The sequence below is a fragment of the Leifsonia sp. YAF41 genome (assembly GCF_052113185.1).
Lineage (GTDB): Bacteria > Actinomycetota > Actinomycetes > Actinomycetales > Microbacteriaceae > Cryobacterium.
The window spans coordinates 27,820-42,146 of record NZ_JBFRCS010000001.1 but is presented as its reverse complement, the minus strand read 5'-3'; the positions used below and the strand labels follow the sequence as shown (position 1 = coordinate 42,146).

Below are 14,327 nucleotides of genomic sequence, written 5' to 3'. Positions count from 1 at the left end.
GGTCTGAATGTTTACCAAGATTCTTGTTGCCAACCGTGGTGAAATCGCGATTCGAGCGTTTCGAGCGGCCTATGAACTCGGCGCGAAGACCGTTGCGGTGTTCCCACACGAAGACCGAAACTCGCTGCACCGGCTGAAGGCCGATGAGGCGTATGAGATCGGTGAACCGGGCCACCCGGTGCGCGCCTACCTCACGGTGAGTGAAATCATCCGTGTCGCTCAGGAGTCCGGCGCCGACGCCATTTACCCCGGCTACGGCTTTCTCTCTGAGAACCCCGAACTGGCCGAGGCTGCCGCCGCAGCGGGCATCACCTTCATCGGCCCGGGCAAGAGTGTGCTCGAAATGGCCGGCAACAAGGTCACCGCGAAGGAGCACGCGATTGCCGCCGGCGTTCCGGTGCTCAAGTCGACCCCGCCGTCTGAAGACGTCGACCTCCTGATCAGCCAGGCCGACGAGATCGGCTTCCCGATCTTCGCCAAGGCCGTCGCCGGCGGCGGTGGCCGTGGCATGCGCCGCGTGAACACGAAGGCCGAACTGCGTGGCTCCCTCGAAGAGGCGATGCGCGAGGCGAAGAGCGCATTCGGCGACTCGACGATGTTCCTTGAGCAGGCCGTGCTCCGCCCCCGTCACATCGAGGTTCAGATCCTCGCCGACGCCACGGGCGAGACGGTCCACCTGTTCGAGCGTGACTGCTCGGTTCAGCGCCGCCACCAGAAGGTCATCGAGATCGCTCCGGCCCCGAATCTTGACGAAGACGTGCGCCAGAGCATGTACAAAGACGCCATCGCGTTTGCCCGCTCGATCGGCTACGTCAACGCCGGCACCGTCGAGTTCCTGCTCGACACCGAGGGGGAGCGTGCCGGACAGCACGTGTTCATCGAGATGAACCCGCGCATCCAGGTTGAGCACACGGTGACCGAGGAAGTCACGGATGTCGACCTCGTCGTCTCGCAGATCCGCATCGCCGCAGGGGAGTCGCTCGCCGATCTCGGCCTGCTGCAGAAGGACATCAAGCTGCGCGGCGCCGCCCTGCAGTGCCGCATCACCACGGAAGACCCCACGGCCGGGTTCCGACCCGATACCGGCAAGATCACTACGTACCGTTCGCCCGGTGGCGCCGGCATCCGACTCGACGGTGGAACCATCAACCCGGGTGCTCAGATCAGCCCGTACTTCGACTCGATGCTGGCCAAGCTCACCTGCCGTGGGCGCGACTACGCGGCCGCGGTCACGCGCTCGAAGCGTGCGCTGGCCGAGTTCCGCATCCGTGGCGTCTCCACCAACATCCCGTTCCTGCAGGCTGTGCTCGACGACGCCGACTTCGCAGCTGGCAACCTGAGCACCTCCTTCATCGACGAGCGTCCCGAGTTGCTGAAGGGACGTGCGTCGAAGGACCGCGGCACCAAGATCCTGAACTGGCTGGCCGACGTCACGGTCAACCACCCGAACGGCGTGCCGGCGACCACCCTGCACCCGGCCGAGAAGCTTCCGACGCTCGACCTCTCGGTTCCGGCCCCGGCCGGCTCGCGTCAGCGGCTGCAGGAGCTCGGCCCGCGCGGCTTCGCTCAGGCGCTGCGGGCGCAGACCGCACTGGCGGTGACGGACACGACGTTCCGTGACGCTCACCAGTCGCTGCTGGCCACCCGGGTGCGTACCCGCGACCTCGTCGCCGCCGCACCGTACGTGGCTCGCCTCACCCCGCAGCTGCTCTCTGTCGAGGCCTGGGGCGGTGCCACCTATGACGTGGCGCTGCGCTTCCTCGGCGAAGACCCGTGGGAACGTCTCGCCGCGCTCCGCGAGGCGCTGCCGAACATCAACATCCAGATGCTGCTCCGCGGCCGCAACACCGTTGGTTACACGCCGTACCCAACCGAGGTGACCGATGCCTTCGTCAAGGAGGCCGCGGCCACCGGTGTCGACATCTTCCGTATCTTCGATGCGCTGAACGATGTCTCGCAGATGCGTCCGGCCATCGACGCCGTTCTGGCAACCGGCACCAGCGTGGCCGAGGTGGCCGTCTGCTACACCGGCGACCTGATGAACCCAGACGAGAAGCTCTACACGCTCGACTACTACCTGCGTCTGGCCGAGCAGATCGTCGACTCCGGCGCGCACATCCTCGCCATCAAGGACATGGCCGGGCTCCTGCGTCCCGCCGCGGCGGCCAAGCTCGTCACGGCCTTCCGTGAGCGTTTCGACCTGCCGGTGCACGTGCACACGCACGACACCCCGGGTGGGCAGCTGGCGACCCTACTGGCCGCCAGCGCGGCCGGTGCCGACGCCGTCGACGTCGCATCCGCTTCGATGGCCGGCACCACCAGCCAGCCGTCGGCCTCCTCGCTCGTCGCCGCCCTGGCTCACACCGAGCGCGACACCGGCATCCCGCTGCAGAACGTGCTCGACCTGGAGCCGTACTGGGAAGCCGTGCGCATGGTCTACCGACCGTTCGAATCCGGCCTCGCCGGCCCGACCGGCCGTGTCTACAAGCACGAGATCCCGGGCGGTCAGCTGTCAAACCTGCGCACGCAGGCAGTCGCGCTGGGTCTGGCCGACCACTTCGAGCTGATCGAAGACATGTACGCGGCCGCGGATGCGATCCTCGGCCGGGTGCCCAAGGTCACCCCCTCGTCGAAGGTCGTCGGCGACCTCGCCCTCTACCTCGCAGCCGTCAAAGCCGACCCGGCCGACTTCGCCGAGAACCCCGGCAACTACGACGTGCCTGACTCGGTTGTCGGATTCATGGCCGGAGAGCTCGGCGACCTGCCGGGCGGCTGGCCGGAGCCCTTCCGCACGAAGGTGCTCGCCGGACGCAACATCAAGATCGGCGTCACGGAGATCACGGAGTCCGAGCGCACGGCGTTGAACGCCGACAGCACGTCACGCCGTCAGATGCTCAACCAGTTGCTGTTCCCGGCACCGACGCGTCAGTTCGAGCAGATCCGTGAGCTGTTCGGCGATCTGTCGGCCGTCGACACCGTCGACTACCTCTACGGCCTCAACCAGGGTCGCGAAAGCATCATCGAGATCGAGAAGGGCGTGCGTCTCTACGCGGGCCTTGAAGCGATCGGTGAAGCCGACGATAAGGGCATGCGCACCGTCATGACGATCCTCAACGGCCAGATGCGCCCCGTCTTCGTGCGGGACCGCAGCATCACCGTCGAGACCAAGGTTGCGGAGAAGGCCGACGCCAACCAGCCGGGTCAGGTGGCTGCCCCGTTCTCGGGCGTCGTCACCCTGCAGATCGAAGACGGAGCCAGCGTGGAGGCCGGTCAGACCGTCGCATCCATCGAAGCAATGAAGATGGAAGCGGCGATCACCTCGCCGATCGCCGGCACCATCGAACGGGTGGCAATCCCGAAGACACAGCAGGTCGATGCGGGAGATCTGCTGGTCGTCGTTCGACCACGGTAGGCTTGGCCTCGGTCCACCGAGGGAAAGATTGACTTTTGTCTGAAAAACGCATCGACGATGAGGGTTCCGTTGAACTTGCTTCGACGGAACCCGACGTCACCCTGATCACTGAGCCTGGCGACGAGTATCACAGTGAGCTGCCCCCGCACACGATCAAGAACATGGCGGCTGCCCTGCCCGACAGCCTCAGCGTCGCGCTGCCCACCGAGCCGGTGTCTGCCAGGGCGCGTGCGCTCGACGACTCGCGTTCGCGGTCCCGCGCGTTCGACAGCAGCCCGCGCTCGTCGGTGACCAGCCGCAGCACTGCCACGGCATCCGCGCAGCCGTCGACTCACACGATTGAGATCAGTACCCCGGCGGTCGCCCGTGCCGACCGCTCTGACCGCTCGGTGTCGCTTGGCGCCGGATATTCCGACGGCTACAGCGGTGCCCACACCGAAACCGCGATTTCTCCGGCGCGACGTACGGGCACAGGCGCGATTGATGCCCCGGAATCTGCGTCGATGCTCACCTCCGACCGTCTGCTCACGGTCAACCGTCGCACCCGTAAGGCCCCGCGCGGTGGCTGGAACCGATTCGTTTACAACGTGACGCTGCACCTGGTGAACCTGGGTGACTCGGCCAAGGTGCGCGCTGCCGATGAACTCGACGCCCGCATCCGCAAGCACTTCGAGGGTGGCGCACGCTTCGTGCCGATCCTCACCCGCAAGGGCGGTGTCGGTAAGACCACGGTCACCGCATTGCTCGGGATGGCCCTGGCCGACGCCCGCGAAGACCGCATCATTGCGATCGACGCCAACCCCGACCGGGGCACGCTGTCGGAGCGGGTCAGCAAGCAGACCCGGTCGACGGTGCGCGATGTCGTCACGAAAGCCGCCTCGATCGGCGGCTTCACCGACTTCTCGGCTCTGGTCTCCCGCGACGAGACCCGTCTCGACATTCTGGCGTCAGACACCGACCCGCTGCTCTCCGAGGCTTTCGATGAGAACGACTACAACGTCGTCGCCGACCTCGCCGCACGGTTCTACTCAATCGTGCTCACCGACTGCGGCACCGGCATCGTTCACTCGGTGATGCGAGCCACGCTGCAGCGTGCCGATTCCATCGTCATCGTCTCCGGCGGCAGCGTCGACGAGGCCCGACTGGCTTCTGAAACGTTGACCTGGCTGGAAGCCAACGGCTACGGCGAGTTGGTGCGCAACTCCATCGTTGCGCTCAATACGGCGACCCAGGGCACCAACCTGGTGAAGCTCGAGGAGATCGAGTCCCACTTCCGCTCGCGCGTGCGCGAGATCGTGCGCATTCCCTATGACCCGCAGCTGGCTGCGGGAAGTGTGGTGTCCTACAAAGACCTGCAGCCGATCACGAAGCTCGCGTCACGCACGCTGGCCGCACTCGTGGTCGAGGGACTTCCGGCCACGCGCGCCGTCTAACTCAGCCCACTTCACTTTCGGCGCGGCTCGGACACCCGCGGTGCGCGCCCCCATCACGACAGGGAGTCCACCCGTGGCCGAGCGCCCGATCCGTCTCTTCGGAGACCCGGTACTGAAGACCGTTTCCGACCCGATCACCGTCATTGATGAGCGCGTTCGCGGTCTCGTCGCCGATCTGATCGACAGTGTGCGCCTTCCGGGCCGGGCCGGCGTCGCCGCCGCGCAGATCGGCGTGAACCTGCGGGCCTTCAGCTACAACGTCGATGGTGAGATCGGGTACATCCTGAACCCGGTCATCGTCGAGTTGACGGGGGAGCCGGAACTCGTCGACGAGGGCTGCCTGTCGGTTCCGGGACTCTGGTACCCGACGATGCGCTACCCGTTCGCGCGGGTCACCGGCATCGACCTCGAATCGAAGCCGATCGAACTCTCCGGAACCGGGCTGATGGCGCAGGCGCTGCAGCACGAGACCGATCACCTCGACGGGATGCTCTACCTCGACCGCCTCGATCGCCCGAGCCGCAAGGCCGCGATGAAGGAAGTGCGCGAGTCGACCTGGTTCTAGCCGTCGTTTGGCATGACGCGGGTCGAATGCCGCCGCGCGCGTTGAATTCAGCGCGCGTGGCGGTGTTCAACCCGCGCCGCGTCGTCGAGCGGATGTCGACGCCCAACGTGGAGGTCGGGTCAACGAGAAGAGGCGGGCCCGACCACCGAAGTGATCGAACCCGCCTCAGCGTCTGATGCGAGCTACTCGCGAATGACCGGCTGACTCTCGGTCACGACTGAGTCCGCGTACAGGCTCTCAATCGTCTCGGCGAAGTCGCGCAGGATGATGTTGCGCTTGATGCTGAGTTTCGGCGTCAGGTAGCCGTCGGCTTCAGTCAGTTCGCCGGGCAGAACCACGAACTTGCGAATCGACTCAGCCCGCGACACTCGGTCGTTGGCATGGTCGACCGCGCGCTGCACTTCGGCCAGCACGATCGCGTTGGTGGAGGCCTCGGCGATGGTCATCCCAGCGTCTTCCCCGTTGTTGTTGAGCCAGACGGGGAGCATTTCCGGGTCGAGGGTGATCAACGCGCTGATGAAGGGCTTCTTGTCGCCGACGACAACGACCTGGCCGACCAGCAGGTTGGCGCGAATCGGGTCTTCGAGCGCGGCGGGGGCGACATTCTTGCCACCGGCCGTCACAATGATCTCCTTCTTGCGTCCGGTGATCGTGAGGAAACCGTCATCGTCGATCGCGCCGATGTCGCCGGTCTTGAACCATCCGTCGTTGAACACCTCGGCGGTCGCCTCTGGGTTGTTCCAGTACTCCTTGAAGATGTTGATGCCCTTGAGCGAGATTTCACCGTCGTCGTCGAGGCGCACTGACACTCCGGGCAGCGGAGGGCCGACCGTGCCAATCTTCGACTTCGTGGCGAGGTTCACCGTGGCCGGAGCGGTGCTCTCGGTCAGGCCGTAGCCCTCGAGGATCACAATGCCGAGGCTGTGGAAGAAGTGGCCGAGGTGAGCACCGAGCGGTGCCGATCCCGACACGGCGTACTTGACGTTGCCACCCATCGCCGCGCGCAACTTGCTGTAGACCAGCTTGTCGAACAAGGCGAACTTGATCTTGGTCATCATCGGGATGCTCTGGCCGGCTTCCAACGCCTCAGAGTGCTCGACGGCAACCGCGGCCGCAGCGCGGAAGATCTTGCCCTTGCCGCCGGCTTCAGCCTTCTGCTCAGCCGAGTTGTAGACCTTCTCGAAGACCCGGGGGACAGCAAGGAGGAAGGTCGGCTTGAAGCTCCCGAGCGACGAAAGAAGCTGCTTGGTGTCCGCTTGGTGTCCGACCCGCACGCCGTTGTCGACGCAGAGCACCGCGATGAAGCGGGCGAAGACGTGGGCGGTGGTGATGAACAGCAGCGTCGATGCACCGTTCTCGTCTGAGAGCACCTCGTGCAGGGCGACGCCCGCGTTGCGGCTGGTCTCGACAAAGTTTGCGTGGGTGAGCACGCAGCCCTTGGGCTTGCCGGTCGAGCCGGAAGTGTAAATGAGGGTGGCGATATCTGAGCTCACCGCGAGGTTGCGACGGCGCTCGATCTCGGCATCCGTCACGTTCACGCCGCCGGCGACGAGCTTGTCGAGGTCGCCGAGGTCGATCTGCCAGACCGCGCCGATCAACGGCAGGTCGGCGTGCACCTCATCGAACTTGGCGAAGTGGTCGGGGGTCTCGATCAGGATCGAGGTGGCGCCCGAATCGCTCATGCTCCACTGGATTTGGCTGGGGGAGCTGGTCTCGTAGATCGGGACGAGCACGGCGCCGGCGAACCAGACGGCGAAGTCGATCAAGGTCCACTCGTAGCGGGTCTTGCAGATCAGGCCGATCTTGTCGCCGGGCTCAATACCTGCGGCGACGAAGCCCTTGGCCAGGGCGATGACCTGGGCGTGGAACTCCCTGGTCGTCACCGGCAGCCAGCCATTGTTGCTCGGCAATGAGAACAACACGGAGTCTGGGGTGGCAGCCAACCGGCCGATCAGCAGATCAGTGCAGTTGGCATCGGGGTCGGCGGGGACCACTGCTGGCATGTCAATCTGTTTCACGGCAACTCCTTTGGTACCGGGCGGGCGGTGAATACCGGGTGGCCACACGGCGTCGATGTCTCTTTCGCCCTGCGGCTAGCTGGTTTACTACACTCTAGGGGGTGCTGCTCCCGGTGCTCTGACAGTTCGCTGGCGCGTTCTCCCGCCAGAACACCTGTCTCCCACCCGCACGACACCGCAGTTCACCCACTTGCTCTGTGAGCAGACTCCCCACGACTCCCACGAGGAAAGGTGCAATACGTGCACGCGATCGGCATTGATATCGGCGGAACCAAGATTGCCGGCGCCCTCGTCGACGAGGACGGCGCAATTCTTCGCAGCCGACGGGTGCCGAGCCCGGCCGGCGACCCGCGCGAGATCGAAGACGCCGTCGTTGCCATGATCGAGAGCCTGTCGGAGGGGGAGAAGATCATCGGCGCCGGTGTCGCCGCTGCCGGATTCATCGACGCCGCGCAGTCAACCGTGTACTACGCCCCCAACATCAACTGGCGCAACGAACCGTTCCGCGACAAGCTCGAAGCGCGACTCGACCTGCCGGTCATCATCGAGAACGACGCCAACGCCGCAGGATGGGCCGAGTTTCGCTACGGTGCCGGCCGGCTGTACAGCGACATGGTCACGCTCACCATCGGCACCGGCGTCGGCGGCGCCATCGTCGCCAACGATCGCTTGTTCCGCGGTGGCTTCGGAGCCGGCGCCGAGCTCGGCCACCTGCGCCTGATTCCCGATGGACTTCCCTGCGGCTGCGGCGCCCACGGCTGCATCGAACAGTACGGCTCGGGTCGGGCGCTGCTGCGCATCGCCAACGAATTTGCGGATGCCGGCGGCGTCGGCCTCGGTCTCGCCTCGGTGCGGGAGCAGAACGGCGGGCTCACCGGTGACGATGTGGGCCGGCTGATCATCGACGGCGATGGCGGCGCCCTGGCCGCCCTGCGCCAGCTCGGCGCCGCACTCGGGCAAGCCTGCGCGAGCCTCGGGGCCGTGCTTGACCCGCAGGTCTTCGTCTTCGGCGGGGGAGTCGCCGCAGCCGGCGAGTTGCTGCTCGAGCCGATCCGCACCTCGTACCTCGACCACCTGCCGGCCAGGGGCTACCACCCCGAACCCGAGTTCAAGACGGCAGAACTCGTCAACGACGCCGGCGTTGTCGGTGCGGCGGATCTCGCCCGCCTGCACGCCCTGTCGCAGTAGGCTGAAGAGCGGCGGAGGAGAGTCAACGATGTTCTACTGGATCATGAAGAACATTGTCGTCGGACCGATCCTTCTCGGCCTGTTTCGGCCGTGGGTGATCGGCCTGGAAAACATCCCGAAACAGGGTGGCGTCATCCTGGCCAGCAACCATCTCTCGTTCATCGACTCGGTGTTTCTGCCGCTGGTGGTGCCGCGTCGTGTCGCGTTTCTCGCCAAGAGCGAATACTTCACCGGGAAGGGTCTGAAGGGCTGGGCGACCCGCCTGTTCATGACCGCGTCCGGGCAGCTGCCGATCGACCGGTCCGGGGGCAAGGCCTCTGAGGATTCCCTCAACACCGGCCTCCGCGTGCTCGGCTCCGGCGACGTGCTCGGCATCTATCCCGAAGGCACCCGCAGCCCCGATGCGAAGCTGTACCGGGGGCGCACCGGGGTGGCCCGGATGGTGCTCGAGTCCGGCGTTCCCATCGTGCCCGTGGCAATGATCGACACCGAGAAGGCGATGCCGACCGGAACCCGCATCCCGAAGATTCGCCGCATCGGCATCGTCATCGGCAAGCCGCTCGACTTCAGCCGGTTCGAGGGAATGGAGGGTGACCGATTCGTGTTGCGCTCTGTGACCGACGAGCTCATGTACGAGCTGCAGCACCTCAGCAAGCAGGAGTATGACGACGTGTATGCGAGCAGCGTCAAAGAGAAGCGTGCCAGCCTTTCGCGATAAGCTTCGACCAGCGCGCTCGCCTGGCGACGCGTACCTTCCATCACCCCGGCCCGCGTGTTTACGCGTGCCACCGAAGAGAAAATAGGGATAGTCAGTGGTAGACCCCACCGAACCAGTCGTATTGGCAGACGAATCTGTGATCGCGGGCCTCGACTATTGGCGCACCCTTCCGATCAAGCAGCAGCCGTCGTGGCCGAACGCCGACGCTGTCGCTGCGGCATCCGCCGAACTCGCCACCCAGCCGCCGCTGGTGTTTGCCGGTGAGGTCGACATTCTGCGCGACCGCCTGGCCGAGGCTGCTCGCGGAGAAGCCTTCCTCTTGCAGGGCGGCGACTGCGCCGAGACCTTCAGCGGCGCGAACGCCGACCAGATCCGCAACCGGGTGAAGACCGTGCTTCAGATGGCCGTCGTGCTCACCTACGGCGCGTCGATGCCGGTCGTCAAAATGGGCCGCATGGCCGGGCAGTTCGCCAAGCCGCGCTCGAGTGACTTCGAAACTCGCGGCGACGTGACCCTGCCGGCCTACCGTGGCGACATCGTGAATGGCTACGACTTCACCCCCGAATCGCGTGAAGCCGACCCGGCCCGCCTGATCAAGGGCTACCACACGGCCGCCTCAACCTTGAACCTGATCCGTGCGTTCACACAGGGTGGCTTCGCCGACCTGCGCCAGGTGCACAGCTGGAACCAGGGTTTCGCCAAGAACCCGGCCAACCAGCGCTACGAAAAGATGGCGAAGGAGATCGACCGCGCCATCAAGTTCATGATCGCGTGCGGTGCCGACTTCGAGGCGCTCAAGCGCACCGAGTTCTACACCAGCCACGAGGGTCTGCTGATGGACTACGAGCGCCCGATGACGCGGATCGATTCGCGCACCGGCACTCCGTACAACACCTCGGCGCACTTCATCTGGATCGGAGAGCGCACCCGTGAACTCGACGGCGCACACGTCGACTTCCTGTCGCGCGTGCGCAACCCGATCGGTGTGAAGCTCGGCCCGACCACGACCGCCGATGACATGATGCGCCTCGTCGACCTGCTCGACCCGAACCGTGAACCCGGACGCCTCACGTTCATCACGCGCATGGGTGCCGGCAAGATCCGGGATGCCCTGCCCCCGCTTCTCGAAGCGATCAAGGCGAGCGACGCCCAGCCGCTCTGGGTCACCGACCCGATGCACGGCAACGGCATGACGACCCCGCTCGGCTACAAGACCCGTCGGTTCGACGACGTCGTCGACGAGGTCAAGGGCTTCTTCGAGGCGCACCGCGCCGTCGGAACCCACCCGGGTGGCATCCATGTCGAACTCACCGGCGACGACGTCACCGAGTGCCTCGGCGGTTCGGAGCACCTCGACGAGGCTGCGCTGGCCACCCGCTACGAGTCGCTCTGCGACCCGCGTCTGAACCACATGCAGTCGCTGGAACTGGCGTTCCTTGTCGCTGAGGAACTTGCTCAGCGCTAACCGCACGTGCGTACTCTGGCCCGTTGACTCACGTCGGCGGGCCAGAGCTGTTTGTATGCCAAGTGGGGCATGTGTCTGGGGTACCGGGGCTTGACGCCGTGCCGCGCCGAGTTTGACTGTTCCGGTCGAGTTGCCCCGCTCCGCCGGTCAAGCTCGACCGAAAGTGTCAAGCTCGGCGAAAGGACAACGCGACCCGTGCAGGCGACAGATGCATGCGCTGGCCGACCGCGCTAGAGGGAGAATGTCACCTTGACGGTTGAACCGCGCGGAACTGATTCGCCGACGCCGGGCGTGACAGTGGTCACGGTGACCAGCGCGGGGAACGTGTCGGCAAACGCGTTGTAATCAAGTTTCAGGCCGGCGTTCTCGAGAATCGACTTGGCGTCGGCCCAGGTCTTGCCGATGACATCCGGCACCTCGACGGGCTCGGGGCCGCGCGACACGGTCAGCGAGAACGTGGTTCCCTCGCGAACGGGGCCATCGGTGGTCGGGGCAGCCGAAATCACGAGGCCCTTCTGTACCGATTCGCTGTATTGTTCCTCGCCGGCTTCGGCCTTCAAATTCTTGTCGCCGAGAGTCGCCGTCGCATCCTCAACCGACTGGCCGGAGACATCCGGCACAGCACCGAGAGAGACGGCCAGGTTGATGGTCTTGCCTTCGAACGACGGCCCGCCCTGCGAGAGGTCGGCGCCGTCACCCTCGCTGCCCGCGGCGAGCACGATTCCGGCCGGAATGGAGTCGTTGAACTGCGGGTCGATCGACCCGACATTCGCTTTGAGATCCGTGATGGCCTTCCTCGCCGCGTCTTCGCTCAACCCTGCAAGAACGGGAATCGTGATCGGCTGCGGGCCCTGCGACACGTTGAGCGTCACAGCGCTGCCCTTGTCCACACGGATGCCCGTGCCCGGCAGGGTGCTCGCGACGAGTCCTGCGGGGATGGTTCCGCTGTACTCAGTGCCGAGCTTGACGGTCAGCCCGAGCTCTTTCAACTGGGCAGTCGCGTCGTCGGGCGACAATGAGATGAGTTTCGGAACGGCGACCTGTGAACCGGGGCCCGCACCGAAGTACCACCCGGTGCCCCCGGCGATCGCAGCAAGCAGAATGATCGCAGCGAACAGCCAGTAGCCGCGGCGTTTGCGCTTGTGTGCCTTCTCGGCTAGCTCGGCACCGGGCTCATCCGGTGTGTCATCCTCGGCGACCAGCGGGGTCGAGCCGAAGATCTGAGTGTCGGCGTCGGCGATCTCATCGAAACGGCCGGGCATCACCATGGTCGAGGCGGCATGGGCCGCCACGGTGCCGGCTCCAGCGGCAAGCGCGGTCCCGGTCAATACCGTGGTGGCCGCCATCGAGGGGTCGGCGGCGAGCGGAGCGCCGGCTTCCGGCGGGCCGACGACTGCGCCACCGGCCTGCAGATAGTCGAGCAGAACGCGCGCGTCACGCGGGCGGTCTTCCGGGTCGCGGGCCGTCGTCCACGCGACGACTTCGTCGAAGGTCGCCGGAATGCCGGGAACCTTGCTGCTCGGCACCGGCACGGTGTCGTTGGCGTGCTGGTAGGCGATCCGCATCGGCGCTTCGCCCTGGTACGGCTGCTCACCGGTGAGCATCTCGTAGGTCAGAATGCCGAGCGCGTAAATGTCGCTGCGGGCATCCGCCACACCACGGGTGACGAGCTCGGGGGAGAGGTAGGCGATCGTGCCGAGTAGAGCCTGACCGGTCGCTGTGTTGTTGCTTGCTGCCCGGGCAAGACCGAAGTCGCCGAGCTTGATGCGGCCGTCGTCGGCCAGCAGAACGTTTTCGGGTTTGACATCGCGGTGAACGATGCCGGCCTTGTGCGCCGCAGCGAGGCCGCTGAGCACAGCGACCAGGATGTCCATCGTCTGCTCAGGGGTGAGCCGACCGTAGTCCTTGATCAGGTCGCGCAGGGTGATTCCCGGCAGATACTCCATCACCAGGTAGGCCATGTCGGCGTCTTGACCCTGGTCGAAGACGTTCACGACATTCGGATGCGCCAGGCGGGCCGCAGAGCGAGCCTCCTGCACGAAGCGGCTCTTGAACGTGTTGTCGTCGGCCAGATGACCGTGCATGATCTTGATGGCCACACGGCGCTCGAGGCGCAGGTCAGTGGCGAGGTAGACGGTGGCCATGCCGCCACGTGCGATTCGGGAGCGCACCTGATAGCGGCCGTCAATCAGACGGCCGAGCATCGGGTCACTCGGGGTATCGCTCACTCGTCGATTCTAGAGAACGGCGCGGGGTTAGCCCCGATAAAACACCGTGAACGATCCGTTTGGTCGCGAAGTCGTTACCGAATGGGTGTCAGATCAACCGAGTTCGGCTAGCCACGCTCGGGCTGAACTCTCCCACTTGGCGTAAAGGTCGGGGTGACCCGAAATTTGAACGGCCTGTGCAGCGTCGGTGACCGACATCGATTCCCAGCCTGAAATGTCGAGAAGGCCACGGACTTCGTCGTTCGGGTTGCCGGGACCGCCGAAGAAAGCGCGGGTGGCGCGTTCAGGATCCGTGACCTGCTCCGGAGTGCCCCAACCGGCGCTCGGGCGCTGCTGGAACAGCCCCAGCGAATCGCGATCGCCGAACTCAATGTTGCGCAGTCCCGATTCCTGGGCGGCGGCGGCGAGAGCGACCACGATTCCGAAGTCGCTGACGCCCATCGAACGGCCGATCGAGATGATCGTGTCGGCGTTGCGGCGCATCTCATCAGTCAGCGCGACGACGCTCGGGTCGGCGTGAGCGGACGGCGCAGCGGGAGTTTCCTGAGGAGTCACCCACACCGCCGATTCCACGGCGTGTCCGCTCGGGACCGCCAGGTTCTGGCCCGGGTAGATCATGCTCTCCCAGCTCAGGCCGTTGGCATCGAGGATCGCCTGCACCGAGACGCCCAGGGTTGACGCCACGCCACTGATGGTGTCGCCGCTGACGATCGTGTAGGTCGATCCCGATCCTGACGCTGCCGGCTGCACCGAGCTGACGGCCTCGACCGTGGAGCTGGCTCCGGCACCGCTCTCGGGGAGCACGATGACCTGGCCGGGAAAGATCACGCTGCTGGTCGAGAGCCCATTGGCGCGAAGCACAGCGGTCGTGGTCAGTCCGTGAGCCGAAGCCACGCCACTGATGGTGTCGCCGCTCTTGATCGTGTAGCGGGAGATTTCACTGGCCGGACTCGCCGGTTGCTGGATGCTCTGGGTACCGGTGTTCTGCACGCTCAAGGTCAGTTTCTGACCCGGGAAGATGACGGCTTGCCAACCCAGGCCGTTCAGGGCGAGCACTGACGCCGTGGACAGACCGAACTTGCCGGCGATCCCACTGACGGTATCGCCCGCCTGCACCACGTAGTCCTGCGGGGCTGCGGTGACCGTCGCCGGAGCCGACGAAGCGGCGACAGTCGCGGCCGTGAGAGTAGGCGGCGTCGTCTTGAACTTGAGTGGCTTCTTCGCGTGAGTCGCAGCATCCGCGGGAGAGACCATGTGCAATGTCATCGCGATGGCGCTGACCATGACAACGGGGATGCTG

At 65.5% G+C, this 14,327-nt stretch carries 9 protein-coding genes; 6 read left to right on the top strand and 3 right to left on the bottom strand.

Annotated elements, in window-relative coordinates; all coding sequences use genetic code 11:
* Positions 1-7: 7 nt before the first annotated feature.
* The 3 genes from AB4Y63_RS00175 to def all read left to right on the top strand — a co-directional run bounded on the left by AB4Y63_RS00175 (position 8) and on the right by def (position 5,410).
* A complete protein-coding gene (locus tag AB4Y63_RS00175; RefSeq protein ID WP_441789006.1) occupies positions 8-3,412 on the top strand; it encodes a pyruvate carboxylase in 3,405 nt (1,134 codons plus the stop codon).
* 35 nt (positions 3,413-3,447) lie between these two features.
* Positions 3,448-4,845, top strand: coding sequence for a MinD/ParA family ATP-binding protein (locus AB4Y63_RS00170; protein ID WP_441789005.1), 1,398 nt, complete (start codon positions 3,448-3,450; stop codon positions 4,843-4,845).
* 73 nt (positions 4,846-4,918) lie between these two features.
* Complete coding sequence (gene def, locus AB4Y63_RS00165) at positions 4,919-5,410, top strand: peptide deformylase (RefSeq protein ID WP_441789004.1); 492 nt, start codon at positions 4,919-4,921, stop codon at positions 5,408-5,410.
* Between the two features lie 182 nt (positions 5,411-5,592).
* Here the strand turns inward: def and AB4Y63_RS00160 are convergent, their stop codons facing one another.
* Complete coding sequence (locus AB4Y63_RS00160) at positions 5,593-7,428, bottom strand: AMP-dependent synthetase/ligase (protein WP_441789003.1); 1,836 nt, start codon at positions 7,426-7,428, stop codon at positions 5,593-5,595.
* Positions 7,429-7,668: 240 nt separating this feature from the next.
* Between AB4Y63_RS00160 and AB4Y63_RS00155 the strand changes: the two genes are divergently transcribed.
* The 3 genes from AB4Y63_RS00155 to AB4Y63_RS00145 all read left to right on the top strand — a co-directional run bounded on the left by AB4Y63_RS00155 (position 7,669) and on the right by AB4Y63_RS00145 (position 10,799).
* A complete protein-coding gene (locus AB4Y63_RS00155) occupies positions 7,669-8,616 on the top strand; it encodes an ROK family glucokinase (protein WP_441789320.1) in 948 nt (315 codons plus the stop codon).
* Between the two features lie 28 nt (positions 8,617-8,644).
* Positions 8,645-9,334 carry a lysophospholipid acyltransferase family protein gene (locus tag AB4Y63_RS00150; RefSeq protein WP_441789002.1) on the top strand — a complete coding sequence of 230 codons (690 nt, stop codon included), beginning with the start codon at positions 8,645-8,647 and terminating at the stop codon, positions 9,332-9,334.
* A gap of 94 nt (positions 9,335-9,428) precedes the next feature.
* Positions 9,429-10,799: a class II 3-deoxy-7-phosphoheptulonate synthase gene (locus tag AB4Y63_RS00145; protein WP_441789001.1), complete on the top strand. Its 1,371-nt coding sequence runs from the start codon at positions 9,429-9,431 to the stop codon at positions 10,797-10,799.
* Between the two features lie 230 nt (positions 10,800-11,029).
* On the opposite strand, the gene pknB is transcribed toward AB4Y63_RS00145, so the two are convergent.
* Both pknB and AB4Y63_RS00135 read right to left on the bottom strand, forming a co-directional pair.
* Entirely contained in the window at positions 11,030-13,003 is a 1,974-nt protein-coding gene (gene pknB / locus AB4Y63_RS00140; protein ID WP_441789319.1) for a Stk1 family PASTA domain-containing Ser/Thr kinase, read from the bottom strand.
* A 117-nt stretch (positions 13,004-13,120) separates the two neighbouring features.
* Positions 13,121-14,311, bottom strand: a complete 1,191-nt coding sequence (locus AB4Y63_RS00135; protein ID WP_441789000.1) for a LysM peptidoglycan-binding domain-containing protein — start codon at positions 14,309-14,311, stop codon at positions 13,121-13,123.
* Positions 14,312-14,327: the final 16 nt, after the last annotated feature.

Excerpts from the sequence above, each read along its gene's own strand:
- AB4Y63_RS00175 (WP_441789006.1), top strand. The coding sequence starts at position 8 with ATGTTTACCAAGATTCTTGTTGCCAACCGTGGTGAAATCGCGATTCGA.
- AB4Y63_RS00150 (WP_441789002.1), top strand. The coding sequence starts at position 8,645 with ATGTTCTACTGGATCATGAAGAACATTGTCGTCGGACCGATCCTTCTC.
- pknB (WP_441789319.1), bottom strand. The coding sequence starts at position 13,003 with ATGCTCGGCCGTCTGATTGACGGCCGCTATCAGGTGCGCTCCCGAATC.
- AB4Y63_RS00135 (WP_441789000.1), bottom strand. The coding sequence starts at position 14,311 with ATGGTCAGCGCCATCGCGATGACATTGCACATGGTCTCTCCCGCGGAT.